This is a genomic window from Actinoplanes sp. NPDC021490 (genome assembly GCF_055562135.1).
In genome coordinates, this window is record NZ_JBVHFW010000004.1 from 221,917 (window position 1) to 246,717 (window position 24,801).

General features: G+C 69.9%; 17 protein-coding genes and 1 pseudogene. 9 read left to right on the top strand and 9 right to left on the bottom strand.

All coding sequences use genetic code 11. The annotated features are described in order from the left end of the window. Positions 1 to 2 precede the first annotated feature (2 nt). A pseudogene (locus ACZ3I4_RS12755) lies at positions 3 to 812 on the bottom strand (EamA family transporter); the annotation flags it as partial. 92 nt (positions 813 to 904) lie between these two features. Between ACZ3I4_RS12755 and ACZ3I4_RS12760 the strand changes: the two are divergent. Beyond that, a complete protein-coding gene (locus ACZ3I4_RS12760) occupies positions 905 to 1,396 on the top strand; it encodes a MarR family winged helix-turn-helix transcriptional regulator (protein ID WP_465382044.1) in 492 nt (163 codons plus the stop codon). Here the strand turns inward: ACZ3I4_RS12760 and ACZ3I4_RS12765 are convergent. Further along, positions 1,386 to 2,441 (bottom strand): glutathione S-transferase family protein, encoded by a 1,056-nt coding sequence (locus tag ACZ3I4_RS12765; protein ID WP_465382045.1) that lies wholly within the window; start codon positions 2,439 to 2,441, stop codon positions 1,386 to 1,388. The two genes, ACZ3I4_RS12760 and ACZ3I4_RS12765, sit on opposite strands and share 11 nt — an antisense overlap. 91 nt (positions 2,442 to 2,532) lie before the next feature. Here ACZ3I4_RS12765 and ACZ3I4_RS12770 point away from each other — a divergent pair, with 91 nt between their 5' ends. Then, a complete protein-coding gene (locus ACZ3I4_RS12770; protein WP_465382046.1) occupies positions 2,533 to 3,633 on the top strand; it encodes a calcium:cation antiporter in 1,101 nt (366 codons plus the stop codon). Between the two features lie 991 nt (positions 3,634 to 4,624). Here ACZ3I4_RS12770 and ACZ3I4_RS12775 read toward each other — a convergent pair. Continuing rightward, on the bottom strand, positions 4,625 to 5,659 hold the full coding sequence (locus ACZ3I4_RS12775) for a LacI family DNA-binding transcriptional regulator (protein WP_465382047.1): 1,035 nt from the start codon (positions 5,657 to 5,659) through the stop codon (positions 4,625 to 4,627). A gap of 158 nt (positions 5,660 to 5,817) precedes the next feature. Between ACZ3I4_RS12775 and ACZ3I4_RS12780 the strand changes: the two genes are divergently transcribed. Next, positions 5,818 to 7,215 carry a DUF1996 domain-containing protein gene (locus ACZ3I4_RS12780; protein ID WP_465382048.1) on the top strand — a complete coding sequence of 466 codons (1,398 nt, stop codon included), beginning with the start codon at positions 5,818 to 5,820 and terminating at the stop codon, positions 7,213 to 7,215. 67 nt (positions 7,216 to 7,282) lie between these two features. Here the strand turns inward: ACZ3I4_RS12780 and ACZ3I4_RS12785 are convergent, their stop codons facing one another. From ACZ3I4_RS12785 to ACZ3I4_RS12800, 4 genes are all read right to left on the bottom strand, one after another. After that, positions 7,283 to 7,864 (bottom strand): DUF305 domain-containing protein, encoded by a 582-nt coding sequence (locus tag ACZ3I4_RS12785; protein WP_465382049.1) that lies wholly within the window; start codon positions 7,862 to 7,864, stop codon positions 7,283 to 7,285. Positions 7,865 to 8,018: 154 nt separating this feature from the next. Beyond that, positions 8,019 to 8,396 carry a VOC family protein gene (locus ACZ3I4_RS12790; RefSeq protein ID WP_465382050.1) on the bottom strand — a complete coding sequence of 126 codons (378 nt, stop codon included), beginning with the start codon at positions 8,394 to 8,396 and terminating at the stop codon, positions 8,019 to 8,021. Positions 8,397 to 8,691: 295 nt separating this feature from the next. Next, positions 8,692 to 9,828 carry an IS701 family transposase gene (locus tag ACZ3I4_RS12795; RefSeq protein ID WP_465382051.1) on the bottom strand — a complete coding sequence of 379 codons (1,137 nt, stop codon included), beginning with the start codon at positions 9,826 to 9,828 and terminating at the stop codon, positions 8,692 to 8,694. A 152-nt stretch (positions 9,829 to 9,980) separates the two neighbouring features. Next, positions 9,981 to 13,052 carry a discoidin domain-containing protein gene (locus ACZ3I4_RS12800; RefSeq protein ID WP_465382052.1) on the bottom strand — a complete coding sequence of 1,024 codons (3,072 nt, stop codon included), beginning with the start codon at positions 13,050 to 13,052 and terminating at the stop codon, positions 9,981 to 9,983. A gap of 613 nt (positions 13,053 to 13,665) precedes the next feature. On the opposite strand from ACZ3I4_RS12800, the gene ACZ3I4_RS12805 reads away from it, so the two are divergent. The 4 genes from ACZ3I4_RS12805 (at position 13,666) to ACZ3I4_RS12820 (ending at position 18,002) form a co-directional block, all read left to right on the top strand. After that, a complete protein-coding gene (locus ACZ3I4_RS12805) occupies positions 13,666 to 14,022 on the top strand; it encodes a YciI family protein (protein ID WP_465382053.1) in 357 nt (118 codons plus the stop codon). Between the two features lie 182 nt (positions 14,023 to 14,204). Beyond that, entirely contained in the window at positions 14,205 to 15,476 is a 1,272-nt protein-coding gene (locus ACZ3I4_RS12810; RefSeq protein ID WP_465382054.1) for an RNA polymerase sigma factor, read from the top strand. Between the two features lie 539 nt (positions 15,477 to 16,015). Next, the gene (locus ACZ3I4_RS12815) at positions 16,016 to 16,705 is read left to right on the top strand and encodes a response regulator transcription factor (RefSeq protein ID WP_465382055.1); all 690 of its coding nucleotides are present in this window, start codon (positions 16,016 to 16,018) and stop codon (positions 16,703 to 16,705) included. Beyond that, positions 16,698 to 18,002 (top strand): sensor histidine kinase, encoded by a 1,305-nt coding sequence (locus ACZ3I4_RS12820; protein ID WP_465382056.1) that lies wholly within the window; start codon positions 16,698 to 16,700, stop codon positions 18,000 to 18,002. Before ACZ3I4_RS12815 ends, ACZ3I4_RS12820 begins: the two co-directional genes overlap by 8 nt. On the opposite strand, the gene ACZ3I4_RS12825 is transcribed toward ACZ3I4_RS12820, so the two are convergent. Next, positions 17,996 to 18,772 carry a DUF5995 family protein gene (locus tag ACZ3I4_RS12825; protein WP_465382057.1) on the bottom strand — a complete coding sequence of 259 codons (777 nt, stop codon included), beginning with the start codon at positions 18,770 to 18,772 and terminating at the stop codon, positions 17,996 to 17,998. The genes ACZ3I4_RS12820 and ACZ3I4_RS12825 overlap by 7 nt on opposite strands. A gap of 166 nt (positions 18,773 to 18,938) precedes the next feature. Further along, positions 18,939 to 21,743, bottom strand: coding sequence for a helix-turn-helix transcriptional regulator (locus tag ACZ3I4_RS12830; RefSeq protein WP_465382058.1), 2,805 nt, complete (start codon positions 21,741 to 21,743; stop codon positions 18,939 to 18,941). Between the two features lie 179 nt (positions 21,744 to 21,922). Here ACZ3I4_RS12830 and ACZ3I4_RS12835 point away from each other — a divergent pair, with 179 nt between their 5' ends. Together ACZ3I4_RS12835 and ACZ3I4_RS12840 are read left to right on the top strand one after the other, a co-directional pair. Beyond that, entirely contained in the window at positions 21,923 to 22,555 is a 633-nt protein-coding gene (locus tag ACZ3I4_RS12835; protein WP_465382059.1) for an adenylate/guanylate cyclase domain-containing protein, read from the top strand. A 184-nt stretch (positions 22,556 to 22,739) separates the two neighbouring features. Then, positions 22,740 to 24,791, top strand: coding sequence for a DNA gyrase/topoisomerase IV subunit B (locus ACZ3I4_RS12840; RefSeq protein WP_465382060.1), 2,052 nt, complete (start codon positions 22,740 to 22,742; stop codon positions 24,789 to 24,791). Positions 24,792 to 24,801 lie beyond the last annotated feature (10 nt).

Genomic DNA, 24,801 nt, shown 5'->3' on the forward strand with positions numbered 1-24,801 from the left:
GCGAAGGCGACGGCCATGCCGATCACCTGCAGCGACGTCAGGCTCTGGCCCAGCGCGGCCCAGCCGACGACGGTGGCCACCAGCGGGGAGAGCAGGCCCAGCAGCGCGAGCCGCGCGGCCGGCAGACGTTCCAGGCCCCAGAACCACAGCGAATAGGCGAGCGCGGTGCCGATCAGCGACAGGTACGCGTAGCCGGCCAGGTTGGTCGCGGTCAGCCCGGACGGAAGCCCCTCGGCGACCAGCATGACCGGAACCAGCACCAGCCCACCGGCGGCCAGTTGCCAGCCGGTCGCGGTCAGCAGCGGCACGCCCGGGCGCCCCCACCGCTTGGTGAGCACCAGGCCCAGAGCCATCGAAGCGGTGCCGGCCAACCCGGCCAGCAGGCCGGTCAGGTCCAGCCCGGCCGACGCGGTGAGCACGGCCACGGTGACCCCGCCCGCACCGGCGACGGCGGCCAGGACCGTGCGCAACGCGACCCGTTCAGTAAGTAGAAGGACAGTCAGCCCGGCGACGATCAGCGGCTGGGCCGCGCCCAGCACCGCGGCCATGCCGCCGGGCAGCCGATAGGCCGCGACGAACAGCATCGCGAAGAACAAGCCGATGTTGAGCGTGCCCAGCACCGCCGACCGCCACCACCATTGGCCGTACGGAAGCCGCCGGGTGAGCGCCAGGAGCAGCAGCCCGGCCGGCAGCGCGCGCAGGACGCCGGCCAGCAGCGGGCGACCGGACGGCAGGAACTCGGTCGTCACGGCGTAGGTCGTGCCCCAGACGGCCGGGGTGATCGCGGTGAGCAGGAGAACCGGCGCCCTCATGACAACTCCCTCGACGCAAAGTATCTCGACATCAAGATAAAACCTCGGAAGTCTCTCGTTGTCAAGAAGCTCGACATCGAGACAATGGAGGCATGACGACAGACACCGGCGACGGAGTGGACCGGATCATCGCTCAGTGGGCGCAGGAGCGACCCGACCTCGAGACCACCGCCATGTCGGTGTTCGGCCGGATCTTCCGCCTGTCCCGGCTGGCCGGTGACCGGATGGAGAAGGCTTACGCCGCGTACGGGATCGGCCGCCCCGAATTCGATGTGCTGGCCACCCTGCGCCGGGCCGGGGACCCGTATCAGTTGTCCCCGGGTGAGCTCGCCGCCTCGATGATGCTGAGCACCGGCGGCACGACGGCCCGGCTCGACCGGCTCGAGAAGACCGGCCTGATCGAGCGGCTGCCCTCACCGAACGACCGGCGCAGCGTGCTGGTCCGCCTCACTCCGGCCGGCTTCGGCATCATCGAGCAGGCGGTCGCGGCCGGGCTGGCCGAACAGCAGAGCATGCTCGCGCACCTCAGCCCCGAGAAGCAGCGCCGGCTGGACGCCCTGCTGCGCGAGGCCCTCAGCCCGTGACGCCGTGGCCCGCGGGCACCACCTCGTCCGGCTTGGGCGGAGGCGGCGGAGTGCCGTCACCGAACGGCCGGCCGCCCAGCTTCTCGCGGCCGTGCTCGGTCAGCCAGCCGGACAGGTCGGGCCCGGCCGGCACGATCCCGGTCGGATTGATGTCCTTGTGAACGATGTAGTAGTGCTGCTTGATGTGGACGAAGTCGGTGGTGTCCCCGAAGCCCGGCGTCTGGAACAGGTCCCGGGCATAGGCCCACAGCACCGGCATCTCGGTCAGCTTGCTGCGGTTGCACTTGAAGTGGCCGTGATAGGCGGCGTCGAAGCGGGCCAGCGTCGTGAACAGGCGTACGTCGGCCTCGGTGATCGTGTCCCCGACCAGGTAGCGCTGCCCGGCCAGCAGCTCCGACAGCTTGTCGAGCCGGGCGAACAGCCTCTCGTACGCCTGCTCGTAGGCCTCCTGCGAGCCGGCGAAACCGGCCCGGTAGACACCGTTGTTGACGTCCGCGAAGACGAACCGGTTGACCTTGTCGATCTCGTCCCGCAGCGCCTCGGGATAGAGCTGCGGTGCCCCCTCACGGTGGTACTTCGTCCACTCCAGCGAGAGGTCGATGGTCATCTGGGCGAAGTCGTTGGTGACGACCTGACCGGTCGGGACGTCGACGATCGCGGGCACGGTGATGCCCTTCTCGTAGCCCGGGATCCGCTTGAAGTACGCCTCCTGCAGCCGCTCGATGCCGAGCACCGGATCGCGGCCGCCCGGGTCCAGGTCGAACGTCCAGCTGCGTGAGTCGTGGGTGGGCCCGGCGATGCCCATCGACAGCACGTCCTCCAGGCCCAGCAGCCGGCGCACGATGATCGCCCGGTTCGCCCACGGGCAGGCGCGCGCGGCCACCAGGCGGTACCGCCCCGGCTCGACCGGGTAGCCGTCCCGGCCGTCCGCGGTGATCCGGGTGGTGATGTACCGCTGGTCCCGGTTGAATTCACCCTTCGGGTTCACATACGCCATGACCCCATCCTGCGACCCGCCGGCCCGATGCGCTCGCCGAACGCTCATCCACAAATGTCCCGGCCGCGGCGACCGATCATGCGAGCCCGCGAGGCCGGACTGGGACCACTGAGACGCCCGAATCTGAAACAGTTGCCGGGTGGCTGCCTCGTTGCGAAGCTATCTGACCCAATGGACCGTGTTCGTTCCGCTCATCGCGATTGTCGCCCTCGTGTTCACCTGGGGCCGCGAACTCCCGGCGGCCGTCGTCGTCGTGGCCGCTCTCCTCCTCGGCGCGGCCGTGCTCGCCGCCGTCCACCATGCCGAGGTGGTCGCGCACAAAGTCGGCGAACCGTTCGGCTCCCTGGTCCTGGCCGTAGCCGTCACCATCATCGAGGTCGCCCTCATCGTCACCCTGATGATCAGCGGCGGCGAGAAGGCCCAGTCCCTGGCCCGCGACACCGTCTTCGCCGCCGTGATGATCACCTGCAACGGCCTGCTCGGCATATCCCTGCTGGTCGGAGCCCTACGCCGGCACGTCTCGGTCTTCAACGCCGAAGGCACCGGCGGCGCCTTCGCCACGGTAGCCACCCTCGCCACGCTGAGCCTCGTCCTGCCCAGCTTCACCACGAGCCGCCCCGGCCCCCAGTTCTCCCCCGCCCAACTGACCTTCGCCGCGGTAGCGTCCCTGGGCCTCTACGCCCTGTTCGTCACGGTCCAGACCCGCCGCCACCGCGACTACTTCCTGCCGATCACCACCAGCGGCAAGGTCATCGACGTCGAGGAGCACTCGGATCCCCCATCCACCCGCACCGCGATGGTCAGCCTGGGCACGCTGATGGTGGCCCTGATCGCCGTGGTCGGCCTGGCCAAGGGCGTTTCCCCCGCCATCGAATCCGGCGTCGCCGCAATCGGCCTCCCCCAGGCCGTGGTAGGCGTAGTGATCGCCCTCCTGGTCCTGCTCCCCGAAACAATCGCCGCCGTCCGAGCCGCCGCCCGCGACCGCGTGCAGACCAGCCTCAACCTCGCCGTCGGCTCAGCCATGGCCAGCATCGGCCTGACCATCCCCGCCATAGCCATCGCCATGATCTGGCTGGACGGCCCCTTGCTGCTGGGCCTGGGCGGCACCCAGATGGTCCTGCTGGCCCTGACCGTGGCCGTAGGCACCCTGACCATCGTCCCCGGCCGAGCGAACGTCCTGCAGGGCGGCGTCCACTTGGCCTTGCTGGCCGCCTTCCTGTTCCTGGCCGCAAGCCCGTAGCCCACAGCAGACGCCCCAAGTCCGCGCCGCGTCGCAGTTTCACACCGAAAGCCGACACCCCCGACGTGCACCAAGTCGGCTCGCGTTGAGTGTTCGCCACGTCGGTGTTTCCGGCTGCAAGCCGACGTCGGCGGATGTGCGCCAAGTCGGCTCCCGTCGGGCTTGTTCGCTGCGTCCCGGTTCCAGGCCGAAAGCCGTCAATCCAACACCGCAGACGTACGCCGAGTCCACTCCCACAAACGCACGAGGCCCGAACCGAGGGCTCCTCGCCGGCTGCGTAAAACGCAAGGCCGTAGCGCGCCCACCGGCCGTGGGAATCCCAACGCACGACAAGAATCCGATCCACAGCTTGCACCCATAGAGCGCCCGTCAGCCGTAAGACCGCTCAACGGACAGGGACCTGCCGCCCGTCAGCCTGCGACGGCGCGCTCGTCGTCCGTGGCACTGCCCAACTCGTGGCGGCCCCACCGACAGCCGACGAACGACCAAACACCGTTAGGTGCGAAGGGTTGAGCGTTCGTGCAGCGGTTGAGCTTCCCGCGCGGATGGTGCGCTCGGGCGCGGGTTGCACGTTCGCGCACCTTTCCCGCGCGGGTGGTGCGCTTAGGCGCGGGTTGCACGTTCGCGCAGCGGTTGAGCGTTTTGTGCATCGGATGGTCGGCTCGCGCTTCGGGCTCAATACCGTGCGACGACCGGCGTCGGCTGACGCGTGTTGTGGGGGTGGGGCACCGCCCCCGTATTCGGCGCCCCACCCGGCTTGTGTCCGCTTCGTCGAACGGCGACCGCGACGGTCCTGTCCCGGATCGTGGTGGGCGACTCAGGTGCCCTCTCTGGACGGGGGCGCGTTGTGCGGAACCGATCGCTGCGGCCGGTGGGCGCGCTATGGCCTGGTGGATCGCTCAGCCGGCGAGGAGCGCGCGGTTCTGGCCTGGTGCTTTTGTGCGGGCGACTTAGCGTACGTCTGCGGTGGTTCTTGAAGGTTCAGAAAGATCTAAGCGGAGTCGCGCTTGATCAGGGCCGGCTCGTAGATGACCGAGGAGACCCGCATGGCGGGGTCTTCTATGCGGGCCAGGAGGAGGCGGGCGGCCTCGGCGGCCATGTCTTCCAACGGGTGGCGGATCGTGGTGAGGGCGGGGGAGGCGGCTATGGCGGCGCTGCTGTCGTCGAAGCCGACCACGGCCACGTCGGTGGGGACCTGGCGGCCGGCCTCGCGTAGGGCGGACAAGGCGCCCAGGGCCATCAAGTCGTTGGCGGCGAAGACGCCGTCGAGCTGGGGAGTGTCGGCCAGCAGGGTGCGCATGGCTGTTTCGCCGCTGTCCCGGGTGAAGTTGCCGGTTTCGGTGGGGACCCAGCCGTGGCCGCGGCGGGCCATCGAGCGGCGGAAGCCGGCTATGCGGTCGCTGCTGGCGGGGACGTCGGCCGGGCCCGAGATCATGGCGATGCGCTGGCAGCCGCGGGACAGCAGGTGGTCGGCGGCCAGGGCGGCGCCGGTGTCGTTGGCCAGGTCGACGTAGTCGATCGGGACCGGCTCGGCGGGGCGGCCGATCAGGACGGCCGGCACGCTGCCCTCGGTGAGCATGCGGGGCAGGGGGTCGATCGCGGGCAGGGAGAGCACGATCGCGCCGTCGGCCTGGCCGTTGCGGAGGTCGCCGACGAGGCGTTTGCGCTGGTCGTCGGTGCCGACGATCTGCAGGGCGAGCTGGATGCCCTTGCCGCGCAGCACGCTCATCAGGCCGCCGACGACCCGGCCGAAATAGGGGTCGGCGAAGAAGCGGCCCATGAACGGGTCGTCGTCGTGGGTCTCGGAATCGGAGACGACCAGCGCGACCGTGCCCGTGCGGCGGGTCACCAGCGAACGGGCCAGCCTGTTGGGCACGTAACCGGTCTGGCCCACGGCGTCCCACACGACCTCGTGCAGTTGCGGGTCGACGTTGCGAATTCCGTTGATCACGCGGGAGACAGTGGCTCGGGAGACCCCGGCGATGCGGGCGACGTCCTCGAGGGTCGGGAGCCGCTCGGTTCGCATAGACGTCTTTATAGCACAGGTGGAGAGCGCTCTCCGTCGACGCCGAAGCGATGGGTCACCAAGTTCCGGAACCAGCGGAAACGGGCGTACATATTGACGCCCTTGACATCTCGGCGTAACACTCGGAAAGCGCTCTCCAATCCCCGAAGGAGAACCTGGTGAATTCCCATCGACCTAGACGCATCCTGACCCTGAGTGCGGTTGCGGCCCTCACCGTGACCGCGGTTCTCTCCGGCTTCCAAACCGCTCAGGCGGCCGACACCCTGATCTCGCAGGGCAAACCCGTCCTCGCCTCGTCGACCGAGAACGGCGGCGCCCCGGCCGCCGCGGCCGTCGACGGCAACCCCACCACCCGGTGGGGCAGCTCGTGGAGCGACCCCCAGTGGCTCCGCGTCGATCTCGGCAGCACGGCCACCATCGGCCAGGTCAAGCTCACGTGGGAGGCCGCGTACGCGAAGGCCTTCCAGATCCAGACCTCGGCCGACGGCAACAACTGGACCAACGTCTACAGCACGACCACCGCCACGGGCGGCACGCAGACGCTGTCGGTCAACGGCTCCGGTCGCTACGTCCGCATGTATGGGACGCAGCGGGGCACCGGTTACGGCTACTCGCTGTACGAGCTTCAGGTGTACGGCACCTACACGACTCCGCCGCCGACCAGCGGGCCAGGCTACGTGCCGGCGAACCCGCCCGTCACCGGTGTGGTGCCGTCGACGGCCGTGCCGCCGAACACCAACCCGCCGACGACCCACCACGAGTTCCAGATGAACTGCTCGGTGAGCCGCGGCAACCTCAACGACGATCCGATCGTCTTCCCGGGCCTGGCCGGCGCCTCGCACTCGCACACCTTCATGGGCAACACCACGACCAACGCCGCCACGACGGTCGGCAGCCTCAAGGGCGGCAGCACCTCGTGCATCACGCCCGGTGACAAGACCGGTTACTGGATGCCGACGCTGCTCAACGGTGACACCGCCGTGCAGCCGGTCGGCCGCCAGACCATCTACTACAAGTCCGGAGTCATCGACTACCGCAGCGTGCGCCCGTTCCCCGAGGGCCTGCGTTACGTGGTCGGCAGCCCGACCGCGACGATCGACGACTTCCGCAACCACCCGGGCGCGGTCGAGGGCTTCGAGTGCGGCGACCTGACGTTCAACTGGGACATTCCGGCCAACTGCGCACCCGGCACCCAGCTCAACGTCCGGTTCCAGGCCCCCAGCTGCTGGAACGGGCTGCACCTGGACACGCCCGACCACAAGAGCCACATGGCGTACCCGGTTCTCGGGGTCTGCCCGGCGTCGCACCCGGTCGCCGTGCCGATGATCGAGTTCAAGATGGCCTGGCCGGTCAGCGGCAACATGGCCAACGTCCGCTTCTCCAGCGGCCGCGGGTTCTCCTTCCACTACGACGTCTTCAACGCCTTCGACCCGCCGACGCTCGCCGCCCTGGTCCGCCACTGCATCAACGGCGGCCTCCAGTGCGACCCGCGCGGCTTCGACCTCTACAAGCCGGACCGCGGCGCCGCGCTCAACGAGAACTATCAGCTGCCGTAGCCATCGCCATCGCTTGAACAAACGGGCGCCGTCCTCGCGACGGCGCCCGTTTTCCGGTCGTGCGCAATCACGGAGAACTGCTCGGCATTGCCGACAACGCCACTTCCCTCGTACGCAGAATCTGCAGTGCCAAATCGCGTGTCTGCGACTCCACACCCGATTTCTCCTCGCTGTGTGCGAGGTTCTGGCCCTGTTCCAGATGGGCCTTGATGAGCTTGGTGACCGTCTGATCGAAGGCCGTGCCGACGAGCTGCGAGACGCCGGTGATGTCATCGGGCGTGACCATGCCGGGCATCGGCATGCCCTTGTGCGGGTTCTCCGCGGGCAGCCCGGCCTGGGTGTGCAACTGCCGCAGGACGTTCAGCTCGGCCTCGGTGAACGCCTTGACCTGCAGCGTCAGGGCCAGTGTCTTCGGGTCGTCGGTGTGTTTCGGCGTGAGCTCGAGCAGCGGGAGGAGCTCCTCGTTCATCGCGATGTTGATCTCGATCCAGGCGAGGTCGGTGCCGCCGAAGCCGGCCACCGCACCCTGGGCCGGGGCGTTCGCGGAGGGGGTGGCCGCGTCGCCCGGCCCCGTCGCCGAGCAGCCCGTCAACCCGAGCCCCGTGAGCCCGAGCGTCGCGGCCAGCAGGAGCCGGGGAATGTGTTTCACGATCGCGAGTCTGGCCGTTTAATGGCACCACTGTCAACAATTCGATATTGATGGATGGCAACAAACTTTTTTGGTTATTCATGTCCGCGAACTCCGTCACATCACTCATCCGCGGAGGCCGGCGACGCAAGGGTCGCCACCCGGCCGCGCCGGTCTATCGGGCGTTCTCCCACAGGCCGATCAGGTTGCCCTCGGTGTCGTGGAAGTAGGCGCTGAAGCCCATCGTGCCGACCGGCTGCTGGCCGATCGCCACCTTGCCGCCCAGCCTCTCGATGGTGGCCACGGCCTCGTCGATGCTGTCGACGCCGATCGTGATGACGGGCGCGGTGACCGGACCTGTGCGGGCCATCATGCCGCCGTTGATGCCCCCGGGCTCGGCCGGGCGGCCCTGTTCGTCGGTCGGCGTGGTTTTGACCATTGTGTACTGGTAGCCCGGCATCGAGTCGAGATCCCAGCCGAACGCCTCCCGGTAGAACATCGTGGCGCGCTCGCCGTCGTCGAACGGGACCTCGAAATGGATCACTCTGTTCATCTCGCCACCTCCTGGCCCAGACCCTAGAACCGCGAGCAGGGCGGCAGAAGGGACAAAAGTACGGGGTCCGAAAATCAACCCGCGGGAGGTAAGCAACTGAGGGCTCTCGAGGCGTCTTAGTACTGCAACGGCACTTAGCTGAGTGGGTAGCCGCGGCGTTTGTAGTGGCTCAGGCGGGCTTGGTGTTGTCGTCTGCGTCGCCATCTGGACCACCACCAGACGTGTTTGTGCTGGTGAGGGCGGACGGTGAGTGCGGCGAGCAGACGTCTGATCTCGGGTACGGTGTAGCCGATCATCATGTCTTCGCTGGTGCTGGTTCCCCTTTTGTGGTCAGCGCGCGAGAGACGACGAGCCAGGCGTAGGCAGCCATCGACAACGTGATGTGCGCGTACCAGGCCCGCCAATCGCGGACCTGGTACTCGTCCAGGCCGGCCTGGTTCTTGGCCTGTTGGAAGCATTCCTCGACCGCCCACCGGCTGCCGGCGATCCGGGCGAGGTCGAGCAGGCGTGTCTTTCGCGGCCCGTAACAGACGTAGTAGGCCAGCTCGCCCGTGCTGATATTGCGTCGGGCGAGCAGCCAGTGCCCACGACCCGGCCGCCAGAAGATCCGGATCGGCACCCGCGCCCACCAGTACTCGCGGGGCCCGTGAGCACCCGGCCCGCAGGAGATCCTCGACCAGGCCCGGCCCGGCAGACCGGCGATCAGCTCGTCGACGCGGGCCCGGCCCATGTCGGTGGTGACCACGTCGTCGTTGCAGCGCGTCGCGACCACATGAGCTTGGTCGTGTTCTTCCAGCCAGACCCGCAGCGATTTCGACTGCCCGTAAGCCTCGTCCATCGTGACCCACGCCGCCGGGACGCCAGCGGCAAATGCCCGGCCCAGCATGGTCCGGGCCATCTCGACCTTCGTGGCGAAGCCGACCTCGTCCGGGATTCCGGCCGCCTGGCACCGGTCACGGTCGTCGGTCCATGCCGCCGGCAGATACAACTGCCGGTCGATCAGCGCGTGGCCTTTGCTCGAGCGGTAGGCCAGGAAGACACCGATCTGGCAGTTCTCGATCCGGCCCGCGGTTCCCGAGTATTGCCGGGCGACCCCCGCCGATCGGGAACCCTTCTTCAGGAAGCCGGTGTCATCGATGATCAGCACGCCTGCACGATCCCCGAGGTGCTCGACGACGTAGTCGCGAACGTCGTCACGCACCGCGTAGACGTCCCAGTCCGCCCGGCGCAGCAACCGTTGCATCCCGTCCGGCGACACATCGCCGGCCTGCTCCGCGAGCGTCCAGCCGTTCTTACGATCCGCCTGCCCGACCAGCCCGAACAGATACTGCCGCGCCCGTCGGCGCGGCTCCGACCGCGTGAACCGACCCGCGACCAGCGCATACAACCGGTCCAACTCCGTGGACCACTGACCAACATCGACCGCCGTCACACCACAACCAACGAGTCGATCATCGATACGTTCCGCCAGCTAAGTGCCGTTGCAGTATTAGAGGCATGGACGTCTTCGGAAGGCTGACACGGTGGTGGCAGCGCACGAGAAAGGACGCCACGGCCTCGGCCGCGACGCCCTCCGAGCCTGGCTCAGCGGCGATAGACGCCGAACTCGTACAGCGAGTAGCCGTAGGTGGTGGCCCGTGCTGTTCCGTTCATCCGGACGTAGCGGCCCGAGCCCGAGACGCTCAGCTCGTCGAAGCCGCCGTCCCCGCCCGACGTCGAAGAGATCGTCGTCCAGGTCGAGCCGTCGTTGGACGTCTGGATCTGGTAACCGGTGGCATAGGCGGATTCCCACGCCAGCCGTACGTGGTTGAACGACTGCACCGAACCCAGGTCGACCTGCAACCACGCCGTCCCGGTCCACTCGCTGGCCCACCGGGTGCCGTAATCGCCGTCGGTCGCGTACGAGGGCAGCTGCGGCCCGTTCGTGCCGGTCGGCTGATAGGTGGACGCGGTCGTGGTCCTGCCGCGCGACAGGTTGGCGCCGGTCTCCGACGGCGCCACCACGCGAATCGACTTCTGCTCGATGCCGACGTTGCCCTGGCCGTCGAAGGCGTAGACGTAGACCTTCCACACCCCCAGCCGCTCGGGCGCCTTGGCCGTGAACGTTCCGTTGCCGTTGTCGGTGAAGGTCACATTGGTCAGTCCGGTGCCGCCACCCGCGTACTTGTCGGAGTACATGAGGTTGTAGCGGATTAGGTCACCCTGCGGATCCGACACGTTGACCGACACATTCAAAGTCCCTCCCGCCGGTACGGCGGTCTGGTTGGCCACGGTCATACTGGCGATCTCCGGCGGCGTGTTGGCCGGCGTCCGCCCGGTCCAGGCCCGGCTCAGCGAGTAGTAGCCGTGCCGCCGCCACCCGCCGGTCGTGGTGTTGAGCCACACCCCGCCGAAGTCGTTCTCGAGTCCGTAGTGGAACTCGGTCGCACCCAGCGCCACGGCCGGGTGCGCGTTGATCGCGGCCCAGCTGCTCGCGTACTGGTCGCGCTTCTTGAGGTCGCTCGGCTCGGTCGGCACCCCGTTGACGTCGTTGGGCACCTCCCACTCGCCCTCCGGGCCGGCCTCGGTGACGATGTACGGCTTGGTGTATCCGCCGGACACCCAGTCGTTGTAGATGTTGCCGATCGCGCCGTACGAGTTGACCGCGAGGAGGTCGAGCGCGGGGGCGTACTGCTTGTAATAGGGCCAGGCGCCGGTGTAGGCGTCGGTCGACGTCACCGGGTGGTTCGGGTCGGCCGCGTGGATCGCCACCGCCACCTCGTTGACAAACTTGGCGTACCCGATGCGCCGCGCCTCGACCTCGGCCGCCGAGAGACCGTGGTCCTGCATGGTCAGGATGACCTCGTTGCCGACGTCCCACAGCAGGACGCCGGGGTGGTTCTTCAGCGTGTTGACCCGGGCCACGATCTCGGCCTTGACCGAATTCTTGTACGCGGTGTCGTTGACGTAGTCGGCGCCCTGGTTGAGCCAGTGCCCGACGATCACCTTGAGGCCCTGCCGGGAGGCCCGGTCGAGCAGCGTCGGCGTGTTCGCGTCGTCGACGCCCCAGGTGCGGATGGTGTTGGCGCCCATGTTCTTCAGGTCGCGCATGTATCCGTCGGCGGCGGCCTGCGGCGGACCGTAGGTGAGGCCCTTGACCTGGTACGGCGCGCCGTTGACCTGCAGCTGCCAGTTGCCCTGGCTGCCGGTGACCTTGACGACGCTGGGACCGCCGGGCACGGCCGGGTCGGTCATCGCCGCCGGGACTGTGCCGGTGGCCGTACGGGCGACGCTGACCGAGTCGACGCTGAGCACGCCGCCCGAGGTCGTGTCCGCGGCCGGGGTCGTGCGGCCGGCCACCGCGTTGGGCAGCGAGCCGCCGATCGCCAGGTCGAGCCGCAGGAAGAAGCCGTGGTGCACGGCCGCGTTCCAGGCCGCCACGCCGACCTGGGACTCGCGCACGATCCAGGTCTGCCGGCCGTCGAGGTAGAACCGGATCTCCTCGTCGGTCTTCGTACGGTCGATGATCTGGGTGTATTCGTGATAGCCGGTCTGGCAACCGGCGCAGGTGGCGAAGCCGGAGGAACGACCGTTGTACTCGGCGCACACCCCGTCGGGCGCGGTGCCACAGTGCAGGGTCTGCGCGAGCTGGCTGCGGCCGTTGACGTTGGTCATGATGTCGGTCTCGCCGACGCCCGGCCAGTTGTTGTAGTTGCCGCGGTACGCCGCTCCGGTCGCCCGGAAACCCGGCCAGTAACCGAGCGCGTTGGCCACATCCGGCTGCTTGAGCACGGCGGTGAACTTGGTCTGCTGCCCGGCCAGCGGCTCGAAGTCGGTGCGCTGAGTCTCGAGGCGGCCCGACGTCCAGTTGCCGCCGCCGTCCTTGATGGCCTTGATCGAGAGCTTGCCGCTGCCGTCGAGCGAGACGTTCGCGGTGCTGTTGCTGGCCGTCTCGACCTCGCCGGTGCCCCAGTTGGCGGCGCCGCCGGGGTAGCTCGTGCCGGTGCGCAGGAGCCAGTTCGCCGACGACGGCGAGGTGCCGGCCGGACCGTCGAAAGTGTCCTGCCAGACCGTGGTGAAGTTGCCGGGCGGCTGGGTGGTCGGCGGCGGATCGGTTGGCGTGGTTCCCCCGATCGTGCCGTAGACCTTGAACTCCCACAGCGAGTATCCGTAGCCGCCGTTACGCGCCGTGCCGTACAGGCGGACATAGCGGCCGCTGCCGTTCACGGTCAGCGTTTCGGTGCCGCCCGTCCCGCCGGTCTTCGACGAGATCGAGGTCCAATTGTTGCCGTCGGCCGAGGTCTGGATCTGGTACGCCGTGCCGTAAGCGTTCTCCCACTGCAGGACGACCGACGTGATGGTCGCGGTCGCGCCGAGGTCGACCCGAAGCCACTGCGGATCCGAGAACTGGCTCGACCAGCGGGTGCCCGCGTTGCCGTCGGTCGCGTTGGCGGCCACGGTGTCGGCGGTCTCGTTCGACGAGGAGGTGGTGGGTTTGCCCTGCGAGATCAGGGTGTCGGCGGCGTACGCGCTGCCGTGCGCCGTCACGGCGAGGCCGGCCGCGACGAGGGCCGTGGTGAGGGGGATGGCGAGGCGGCGCCACAGGCGCGGCGGGGAGGAAGCCGTGTTCACGGAAACTCCTGGGGATGTCGGGACGCTGGGGAAAGCGCTCTCCATGAATGGCCGAAGTGTTACGCCGGGCTTTCATGTGTGTCAATAGTGGTGCGCGAGTCGTGCCCGTCCATGCGGTGTAAAGCCCAGCAATTGCCGCATCACACCCTCATTGTGGATCATGTGGGAGAGCGGTTTCCAGGCGTAGGCGGATGCTGCCCGTGGAGGGGCGGGCGTAGGGCTTTGCGCTGGCCGAACCGATACATGCGGGCGGGATGCCGAGCGGCGGGCGAGGCCGTATCCGATGCGCGCGCGGGAGGGACCGGCGGGCGGACGAGGTCGTATCCGATACGCGCGGGAGGGACCAGGCGGGCGGACGAGGTCGTATCCAATGCGCGCGGGCGGGACCAGCGGGCGGACCAGGTCGTATCCGATACGCGCGGGCGAGACCAGCGGGCGGGCGAGGCCGTAGGCGGCTACGTGCGCGGACCCGGTTACCCGCTCACCGCCACCGCGTCGTGCGGATGGGAGCGTGATGCCGTCGATGGCGCGAGTCGCGATCGACGTTGAGCCGGTCGAGGATTTCGCGAAGAAATGTGGCGGAGGATGTCGAGGGGCGGGCGGCGGCTCCGACTACACCGCGAAAGCCGAGAGCTGAAGGGGTCCGACGATGAAGTACATGCTGATGATGTTTGGTGACGGCGGCGAGATGGCGGCCGCGGCCGACCCGGCCTGGGTGGGCGAGATGATCCGGTTCATGACCGACTTCGACGTCGAGCTGCGCAAGACCGGCGAGCTGGTCGAGGCCCACGGGCTGGCGTTCCCGTCCACGGCCAAGACGATCAGCTACTCCGAGGGGCAGGTCGCGGTCACCGATGGGCCGTACGCGGAGAGCAAGGAGTCGCTGGCGGGCTTCTGGATTCTTGAGGTGGCGAGCGAGGAGCGGGCTGTCGAGCTGGCCGGCCGGGTGGCGTATTGGTCGCGTAAGGCGGAACTGCGGGAGGTCCTCGACCAGGCCCCGGACTACGACGCCTGACCAAGCTTCGGGTGCGGTCCTACCGGCCGTCACCCGCCGGGTCGGGGCAGGTCGGTCGGCGGCGGCATGGTTGCGGTGGGGCGACGAGAGTGGTGGCTAAATCGTGCTGCGGCCGACGGCGGTGGTGGCCCGATTGTGCTGCGGGCGATGGCGGCGGTGGTGGCCTGAGCGGGCTGCGGGCGATGGCGGTAGTGGTGATCGGGCTGGGTGCGACGACGAGGGGAGCGGCCGTGGGTGAGCCGGGGGAGTTGGATGGCTTGCTGCGCGAGCTCGCCCCTCAAGTGCTCGGGGCGCTGATGCGGCGGCACGGGCAGTTCGACGCGGCCGAGGATGCCACCCAGGAGGCTCTGCTGGCAGCCGCCGTGCAGTGGCCGCGGGAGGGCGTACCGGAAAGTCCGCGGGCGTGGCTGGTCTCGGTGGCGACGCGGCGGCTTGTGGACGAGTTCCGCAGCGACAGTGCGCGCCGCCGCCGGGAGGTTGCCGAGGCGGTGAAGGAGACCGCGGGTGCCGAGGCGCGGGATCGGGACGACACGCTGGAGTTGCTTTTCCTGTGCTCGCATCCCTCGCTCTCGCCGCCGTCCCAGCTCGCGCTCACCCTGCGCGCGGTGGGCGGGCTCAGTACGGGGCAGATCGCGGCGGCGTTCCTCGTGCCCGAGGCGACCATGGCTCAGCGGATCAGCCGGGCCAAGCAGACGATCCGGCGGGGCGGGCCGGGCTTCCCGCCTCCCGCGCCCGGCGCCGAGACGGCCGAGCGGCTGAGGGTCGTACGGCAGGTGCTGTATCTGATCTTCAATGAGGGTTACACCGCGAGCGGTGGGCCGGAACTGCAGCGGGCCGAGCTCACGGGCGAGGCCATTCGGTTGACGCGGATGCTGCTCGATCTTGTTCCCGGCGATCACGAGACCGTGGGGCTGCTGGCCCTGATGCTGCTCACCGACGCCCGGCGGGCCGCGCGCGCGACGGCGGAGGGGGAACTCGTGCCGCTGGATCGGCAGGACCGGTCATTGTGGAGCAAGGAGCGGATCACCGAGGGTGTCGCGTTGGTGTCGTCGGCGCTCGGGCGCGGGCCGATCGGTCCCTACCAGGTGCAGGCCGCCATCGCCGCGCTGCACGACGAGGCCGCCTCCGACGGCGAAACTGACTGGGCGCAGATCCTGGCGCTCTACGAGGTGCTGGAAAGGATCTCGCCCGGCCCGGTCGTCACGCTCAACCGGGCCGTCGCGGTGGCCCGCACACAGGGACCGCTCGCGGGGCTGGCCGTGATCGGCGACCTGGTCGGGGATGAGCGGATGGCCGGCAACCACCGCCTCGCGGCCGTACGGGCCCACTTGCTGGAGCAGGCCGGCTTCGCCGACCAGGCACGCGGCGAGTATCTGGCCGCGGCCAAGCTGACGACGAGCGCACCCGAACAGCGCTACCTCACGGCGCGAGCCGCCGCGGTGGGGAGGGCGTAGTCCGCAGTGCGTGGCCCCTTGCCGGGCAGTGTCGCAGCCCGACCGCCTGCAGGGCGTCTGCCTCGGCCCGACCATGTGTTGGGCGGGTTTCCGCGACCGGCCACCTGCTGGCTGGGTGCTGCGGCGCAGCCATGTGCCGGGTGGACGCAGCTGCCCGGCCGCCCGCCGGGTGAGTGCAGCGGCCTGACCACTGGCTGGACCGTTGCAGCGGCCTGACCACCCGCCGGGTGGGTTTCGCGGGCCGACCACAGCCGGGGCCCAAGTGGTTATGCGGGATGCGTCCGCCGCCCGGTCTCTGGGGCCGGCCACCCGCCGGGCCGTGCGGGCGCTACGGCCTTGCGTTACGACCGGATGGCCGCGGCAGCCGCCGAAGGCGGAGTACGGGCCGAGTGCGGTTCAGGGAGTCGACGAGGCGTACGTCTGCGTCTTGGCTCTGACTTGCCTCGGACGTCGCGGTCAGGCTCCGGCATGGCTCCCACGTTTCTCGCTCTTACATTGCTCGAACGTCGGGGACCTCTCCGGAACGGCATGATGGGGCGGTGACCGACGCCTCCCCCAAGGGTCTCGTCCTCGTCGTGGAGGATGAGCGGCCCATCGCCGACCTCGTTCGGCTTTATCTGAGCCGGGACGGGTTCGGGGTGCACGTCGAGGGTGACGGCTCGGCGGGGCTGGCGGCGGCGAAGAAGTTGCGGCCGGTGGCCTGCATCGTGGATATCGCGCTTCCGGGGCTCGAAGGCACCGAGATCGTGAAGCGGATGCGTGCGGACGGTGACTGGACGCCGGTCATCCTGCTCACGGCGCGCGACGACGAGGTCGATCGGATTCTCGGGCTCGAGCTCGGCGCCGACGACTATGTGACCAAGCCGTTCAGCCCGCGGGAGCTGGTTTCGCGGGTGCGGGCCCTGTTGCGTCGCGCCGCGGGGCCGCCCGATGACAACAACGTTCACGTGCTTGGTCCCGTACGCCTTGATCCGGCGCGGCGGGCGGCGACGGTTGGTGGGGTGCCGCTGGGGCTCACGACGACCGAATTTGATCTGCTGCGGCATCTGCTGGCCCGGCCGGGACGGGTTTTCACGCGTGATGAGCTGCTGGCCGCGGTCTGGGGGTACGCGTCGGCGGCGGGCACCCGCACGGTCGACGTCCACGTGGCGCAGGTGCGCGCCAAGCTGGGTGACGCCGCGGCGCTGATCCGCACGGTCCGCGGCGTCGGATACACCGCCGATGCGTAGGACCCTGACCGGCCAGGTCGTGCTGGTCACCGTGGCCACCGCGGTGGTCGCCGTGCTGATCACGGCGGCCGTCGCGATTCCCGTCTCGGTTCGTTCGATCAACACGCAGTTGCGGGCCGAGCTGCAGGAGAAGAGTGCGCTCGCCGTCGAACTGCTGGCCACCGAGCGGCCCGCGGCCCGCGAGCGCATCGTCCGGTCGCTGCGCCGCGACGACATCCGGATCTATCTGATCCGGCGCGGCGTCGTCGACCATGCCGGACTGCCGGACCGGGTCGTGCGGCAGGTCGCCGGCGGCGCGCTCCTCGACACCCGGGCGATGGTCGACGGCCGGGCCGCTTTCGTCGCCGGCCGACCGCTTACGGGGCAGAACAGCGGCGTGGTCCTGACCCGCGACGTCGCCTTCGGGACGGCTTCGCGGGTGTTGAGCACGGTCTGGATCGCGCTGCTGGCCGGCCTGCTCGGCGGCATTCTGGCCGGGGCGCTGCTGGCCCGGTTCATCGCGCGGCCGATCCGGCGGGCGGCGGGCGCGGCGAGCCGGCTGACGGCGGGGGACCGGTCGGTGCGCATCTCGAACAGCGGTCCGGCCGAGTCGGCCGAGCTGGCCGACGCGATCAACCAGCTGGCCACCGCGTTGCAGGTCAGCGAGGGACGGGAACGCGAGTTCCTGCTGTCCGTCTCGCACGAGCTCCGCACGCCGCTGGCCACGCTGCGCGGATACGCCGAGGCGCTGGCCGACGGCGTCGTCGGTCCGGACGACGCCGGGAAGACCGGCACGATCATGCTGGCCGAGGCGGAGCGGCTGGACCGGCTGATCTCCGACCTGCTCGTACTGTCCCGGCTGGAGGCGGCCGACCTGCCGATCGATCTCGCCCCGGTCGACCTGGTCGAGCTGGTCGGGGCGGCGGGCGAGGCCTGGAGGACCCGCTGCCCGTCTCTCGTCGTCGAGCTGCCCGATCGTCCGGTGGTGGTGACGACCGACGCCGGCCGGATCCGGCAGGTCGTCGACGGGCTGTGCGAGAACGCCCTGCGGGTGCTGCCCGAGGGGAAACCGCTGGTTCTGGCCGTGCGGGACAACAGCGTGCAGGTGCGTGACGGCGGGCCGGGCCTGACCGACGAGGACCTGGAGGTCGCCTTCGACCGGGGTGCCCTCAACCGCCGTTACCGCGGGACCCGCAAGGTGGGCAGCGGCCTCGGCCTGGCCCTGGCCGAGCGCCTGGTCACGCGTCTCGGCGGCCGTATCACCGCCGGTCATGCCCCGGAGGGCGGCGCGATGTTCACAGTGGAGCTGCCCTATTGAAGGAACGCGCCCATCGGTGAGAGCAGCAACTTGTTGACGCCGGTGGCCGTGTTGTCGAGCACCGCCCGCTCACGGTCTGTGGCGTTCATGTCATGCCGTACGCCCCAGAGCTTCTGGGCGTTACGCCAGGCGACGTTGCGGGTGTATTCGACCGCCTCGCCCTGCCACCAGTCGTCGAGGCGGCCGTTCATCATGTCGATGAGCAGCTGCCATTTTTCCAGGTAGCCGCGGCGGAGCCCGGGGATCGACTCCGCGAAGATCTCGTTGATCTCGAGGTAGTCGAAGTGCTGTTCGCTCTCGTCGATCGGGTCGGTGCCCAGATGGTCGAACGTGGTCACCAGCGCGAACGGCAGGTCGAAGTTGATGTGCGCGTTGACCCCGGCGCAGGCCGAGGGCAGGGGGCGGCAGTCCGGTCCGCCGATCCGCTGGAACAGGCTCGACCACACCTGCGGGCAGCGCGGGCTCGCCCCGGCGCCGGACCACGCCCGCAACGCGTCGAAGTAGCGCGCGGCGAACTCCACGTCGAGCCGGGACAGGAAGGCCGGGTCGCGGAACTTGCCGGCGTACAGCCGCTCGAGCACGCCCTCGGTGATCGTCAGGTACAGCTTGTTGAAGTCGCAGAGCGGGTTCTCGCCCATCAGCGGGGGGACCCGGGTCAGGATCGCCTGCAGCTCACGCAGCTGCTCGACCACGCCCGGGACGTCGTCGGGGTGGTTGCTCAGGAGATCCGCCATCTCCTGCCGCGCCGGTCCCCAGACCGACTGGATCATGGTTCTCCTCCACAACATCGGCGGAGGGCCCCCTAGCACCACCCGGCGGCGGTGGCCGCCGGGTGGTGCTCCCCCGTGGCCACAGACTTCCAAAGGCGGCCTACGCGGGGATCGGTAGAACGACGTAGTTAAGCGTACGTATCCGCGCCCGAAGATAACGAAAAGGTCACGCCGCGGTGAGATAGACCCGGCTCGCCTGTACGCGGGTGCGTACCTGGAGCTTGTCGAAGATGTGCCCGACGTGGACGCCGACCGTGCGCTCGCTGATGAACAGCCGCTCACCGATCTCGCGGTTGGTCAGGCCCTCGGCCAGCGCGGCCAGCACCTCACGCTCGCGGGTGGTCAGCATGCCCAGCTCGTCGGCCGGTCCGGGCGAGGGCGCCGGCATGGCCAGGGTCGGCATGTCGTCGGCCAGCGCGACCCGGTAGCGCTGGGCCACCGTGACGATCTCGTTGGCGAACGGCCGGGCGCCCATGGCGATCGCCGTCGCGTACGCCTCCCGCAGCGCGGTCGTCGCCACCGCCCGCCGCGACTTGCGTTTGAGGACAGCCTCACCCTGACGCAGGCGCGAGTAGGCCGCCGGGTAGGGCTGCCGGCGCGTGTCCCAGGCGGCCGCCGCCCGGGCCCAGAGCGAGGGGTCGTGACGGCCCTCGGCCCGGCTCAGCTCGGCCGCGCACAGGTCGAGATAGCCGTCGATGGTGGCCCGGACCGGCGCCGCGGCGTTGCCGACCCCGGCCGCCATCCGCTCGACCGACACCTTGAGCCGCCGCAGCGCGCCCGGGTCGACCGGCTGCCCGGCCGCGTGCGCCTCGGCCTCGGCCCGCAGGCCGTGCCAGGCCAGCACCCCGATCAGCACCAGGTCGTCGGAGCGGGTCTCGGTCAGCCCGCGCTGCACCGCGGCCCGGGCCTCGGCGTGCCGGCCCTGCCACATCGCCAGCCCGGCCCGCAGCGTCAGCATCGGAAGCACATGCCGGGCGCCGCCGCCGGCCAGCAGGGTGGCCACCGCGTCGAGGTCGCGGTGGGCGGCGTCGACATCGCCGAAGCCGACCCAGAGCTGGCAGCGCGAGAGCAGCAGCTCGACGGCGTCGGCGCCGGACGGCCGGTGCCGCATCGCGACGTCCAGCACGGCGTCGGCCTCGGACCACTGCCCGACCCGGAACAGGCCCTTGGCCGCCAGGGCGAGCAGGCGGGTCCGATAGGTGCGGGCGGCCCCGAGCGAGGCCAGGCGGTCGGCGCCGCGCCGGGCGACCAGGACACCTTCCTCGATGTTGTTGAGCGGGCCGATGAGCAGCTCGGCCAGGTGCAGATAGGCCACGCCGAGCTCGTCCGGGTGCCCGCTGCGCTCGGCGATCTCGACCGCGTGCCGGATCACCGACAGGCCGACGTCCGGGTCCTCGCGGAACGCCGCGCTGAAACCCAGGGCGGCCGACGCGCGTACGAGGTCCGCTGTGGAGCCGTTGACCTCGGCCATCTCCAGCGCCTCCTGGGCGCGGGCGTTCGCGTCGGCATAGCGGCCCAGGTGCAGCAGCAGCTCGGCCAGGCAGGCGGCCGCCGACGCGCGCTGCCGCGGGGAGCAGTCGGGCGAGGCGAGGACCCGCTCGTATTCCTCCTCGGCGGTGGCCGTGCGCCCGGCCGCGGCCAGGTAACGCGCGCGGCGCAGGTGCAGGTCGCACTGGCTGGGCGCGTCGGGCCGGTGAGCCAGCGAATCCAGGCAGCTCAGCGCGCGCGAGTGCTCGCCGCACAGGTGGGCCGACTCGGCCGCGTGGGCCAGCAGCTCGGTGCGCTCGGGAGCGTCGTCGGTGATCAGCTCCAGCGCCGACGACCAGTGCCGATGCGCTTCGGTGAAGCCGTAGAGCTCCTCGGCCGACCGGGCCGCGGCGACCACCGAGGGCAGCGCCCGGGCCGGCTCGCCCGCCCGCTGCCAGTGGTGGGCCAGCCGGGCGTGGTCGGTCACGGCGTCGTCCTCGAGCGCCTCGGCGAACCGCCGGTGCAGGGCCATCGCCTCGGCCGGCAGCACCTCGGCCGCCAGCACCTCGGCGACCAGCCGGTGACGCAGGCGGTAGCCGTCGCCGGCGCTGGCCACGAACCGGTGCGCGACCGCGGCGCGGACCGCCTCGATCAGCTCGCTCTCGCCCAGCGGCACGACCCGGGCCAGCACGGCGTGCTCGACCGGCTCGACCCCGGCCGCGATCGCGTGCACCACCGCGTGCGCGTTCGGCGCGAGCTCGTCGATGCGGGACAGGAAGATCTCGCGCAGCGTGTCGGACAGCTCGACCCGGCCGTCGCGCAGGTCACGGGCCAGTTCCTCGGCCACGAAGGGGTTGCCGCCGCTGCGCTTGTAGACCCGGTCGGCGTCCTCGGTCTCGACGGTCTCGCCGGCCACCGCGGTCACCAGCTCGACGGTCTGGTCGCGGTCGAGCGGCGCGAGGTCGACGACGCGTACGGACCTCAGCCGGCGCAGCTCGGCCAGCACCTTGCGCAGTGGGTGGGCGCCCTGCAGGGCCTCGGCGCGGACGGCGGCCAGCACGGCGATCTTCACGTCGCTCAGGCCGGCCAGCAGATAGAGCAGCAGCTGACGGGTGCTGCGGTCGGCCCACTGCAGGTCGTCGAGCACCAGCAGCAGCCGCCGGTCGCCGGCCACCGCCAGCAAGTCACGCGAGACGCGATCGAGCAGGTCACCGGCGTCGGCGGCGACGGCCGGACCGCCGTGGCCGGACTGGCGCAGCGCCTGCAGCACAGGGTGCAGGGGCGACGCGTCACCGATGTCGAGACAGGTGCCGGACAGCACGGAGAAACCCGCGTCGCGCATCGCCCGGGCGGTCTCACGCAGCAACCGGCTCTTGCCGACGCCGCTCTCCCCGGTGACGAACACCGCGGAGGTCCCCCCAGGGCCCGCACTGCGCAGGTCGGATTGGATCTGGGTCAACGTGCCGGCGCGTCCGACAAGTGGCCCGTCCTCCTCGCTGGCCATGAAGGTCACCCTAGTGCCCCTCGACCTGGAACCTTCTCGTCGGTTCGGTCTGTTCTCGGTCACATCACCGACGAGCCGGCCGGGCGCTGTCGGAGATACGTCGTTCTGCAGATCCGGTAGTGGACTGCGCCTGACACCGTTCTTCCGGGGCACAGCACGAACTGGGGGAGCGTGAAGACATGACCGCAATCGCTATGGCGGAGCAGGAGCGGCGTCAGACCGTCACCGTCCTCTTCATCGACATCGTGGGATTCACCTCACTGGTCGACGACCTGGACTGCGCGGTCGTCCGCGCACTGCAGCGGGACTACTTCGGAACAGTGTCCGAGGTGGTCCGCGCGGGTGGCGGAGTGGTGGAGAAGTACGTCGGGGACGCGGTGATGGCGGTGTTCGGCACCGGCGTCGCGGGCTTCGGCGCGGAGGCGGCCGCTGCGGCGGTCCGGGTGGGCCTGTCGGTTCAGGAGGCGTTGAGGGGGCAACTTCTGGCCGGCAGGTTCTCCGTACGGACGCGGGTCGGGCTCGCGACCGGCGACGTCATCGTGGACCTGGAAGCGGCCCACGACGGCGGGCACGCGATGATCAGCGGCAGCGTGGTCAGCACGGCCGCGCGCCTGCAGGCGTACGCGCCGCACGACACCGTCGTGGCGTGCTCGCAGACCCGGGCGGCGGCCGGCGACCTGATCGCCTTTCAAGAGCTTCCGCCCGTACGGGTTCCCGGCAAGGCACACGCACTCGACCTCTTCCGGGCGCTCGAGCCACACGGGGTCCGTCCGGCCAAGCGTCATCTGTACGCGCTACCGGTTGCGGCTTAGAAGCTGGGCGACACGGGTACGTCAGCCTCTCGTACCCGTGTCGTAGCTCACCAGCCGTAACTTTTGTCCGTATCATCCCGTTCGTGCGTGGGCCGTCCCGGCTCGGCGAACGAGAGTTGTCGGGGGGTCCCGGTAGGCTCGCCGCGTTCTGAACACCACCTGGGCCGATCGGGAGTGCCACCTCGTGACCGCGGAGATCCTGTACGGGGCCGATGACCTCACGCACCTGGAGGGGCTGGACGCCGTCCGGAAACGCCCGGGCATGTACATCGGCTCGACCGACAGCCGGGGCGTCAACCACCTCGCCAACGAGATTATCGACAACTGCACCGACGAGGGCGTGGGCGGCCACGCCACCAAGGTCGCCGTCCTGCTGCACGCCGACGGGTCCGTGCAGGTCGACGACGACGGCCGGGGCATCCCCACGGCGATCAACACCAAGTCGGGCCTCAACGGCGTCGAGCTCGTGCTCACCCGTCTGCACGCCGGCGGCAAGTTCGGCGGCTCGGGTTACAAGACGTCCGGCGGCCTGCACGGCGTCGGCGCCTCCGCGGTCAACGCGCTGGCCCTGCGGTTCGACGTCACCGTCAAGCGCGACGGCAAGGTCCACGAGATCTCGTTCCAGCGCGGCGTCCCCGGCTCGTTCGACGGCCCGGGCCCGCAGGCCCGTTTCCATCCCGAGTCCGGCCTGCGCGTCGTCCGCAAGATGAAGCGCGGCGAGCCCACCGGCACGTCTATCCGGTACTGGTACGACGCCCGCTACTTCGAGACCGGCGCCCGGCTCGACGTCGAGGCCGTCCGGACCAAGCTGCGCAACACGGCCTTCCTCGTCCCCGGCGTGATTTATTCGCTGCGCGACGAGACTGCGGAAGAGACGACCAACGAGACCTTCCACTTCCCGCACGGCCTCACCGACATGATCGACTTCCTCACCCACCCGGGCGACAAACCGGTCTCCGGCGTCCTCATGGTCAACGGTGAGGGCACCTACAAGGAGAACGCCGCCGACCAGAACGGCGTGATGCAGTCCAACGTCGTCCGGCGGGCCGAGGTCGAGATCGCGTTCCGCTGGGGCACCGGCTACGAGCGCACGATCGAATGCTTCACCAACACGATCCGTAACTCGCACGGCGGCACGCACCGTAAGGGCTTCGAGCGCGCCCTGGTCCGCGCGCTCACCGACGCCATCCGCAACACGCGCGGCCTGCTCAAGCCCAAGGAAGACCCGCCGGTCCTCGACGACCTGCTCGAGGGCATGACCGCGGTCATCCACGTCCGCATCCCCGAGCCGCAGTTCACCTCGCAGACCAAGGACGAGCTCTCCACCGCGGGCATCACCCGCGTGCTGCAGGGCCTGGTCGAGCAGCACATCAAGGGCTGGATCGACGACCGCCGCACCAAGGCCGAGGCCCGCACGGTGCTGCAAAAGGTCGTCGACGCCGCCCGCGTCCGGCTGACCCAGAAACAGCAGAAGGACGCGGCCCGCCGCAAGACCGCCCTCGAGGGCGCGTCGATGCCGCCCAAGCTGGTCGACTGCCGGGCCACCGGCATCGCCCGCTCCGAGCTCTACATCGTCGAGGGTGACAGCGCCCTCGGCACCGCGCGGATGGCCCGCAGCTCGGAATACCAGGCCCTGCTGCCCATCCGCGGCAAGATCCTCAACGTGCAGAAGGCGTCGCTGCAACAGGTGCTCGACAACAACGAGTGCTCGGCGATCGTCCAGGTGCTCGGGGCCGGCTCGGGCCGCACCTTCGATCTGCCCGCGATGCGCTACGGCCGCGTCATGATCATGGCGGACGCCGACGTCGACGGCTCCCACATCCGCACGCTGCTGATCACCCTGTTCGCGAAATACATGCGCCCGGTGATCGAGCAGGGCCGGCTGTTCGCCGCGATGCCCCCGCTGCACAAGGTCGTCACCAAGGGCCGCAACTCCCAGACGATCTTCACCTACACCCAGCAGGAGATGGAGTCCACCGTCGCCCGCTTCGAGCGCGGCGGCACCGCGGTGCAAAAGCCGGTGCCCCGGTTCAAGGGCCTGGGCGAGATGGACGCCGACGAGCTCTGGGACACCACGATGAACCCGGCGACCCGTACGGTCCGCCGCATCACGCTCGACGACGTCGAACGCGCCGAGGCCACCCTCGAGCTGCTGATGGGCGAGCGGGTCGAGCCCCGCAAGAACTGGCTGATCGAGGCGGCGGGCCGCATCGACCAAGAGACGATCGACGCCTGAGAGGTCCTGC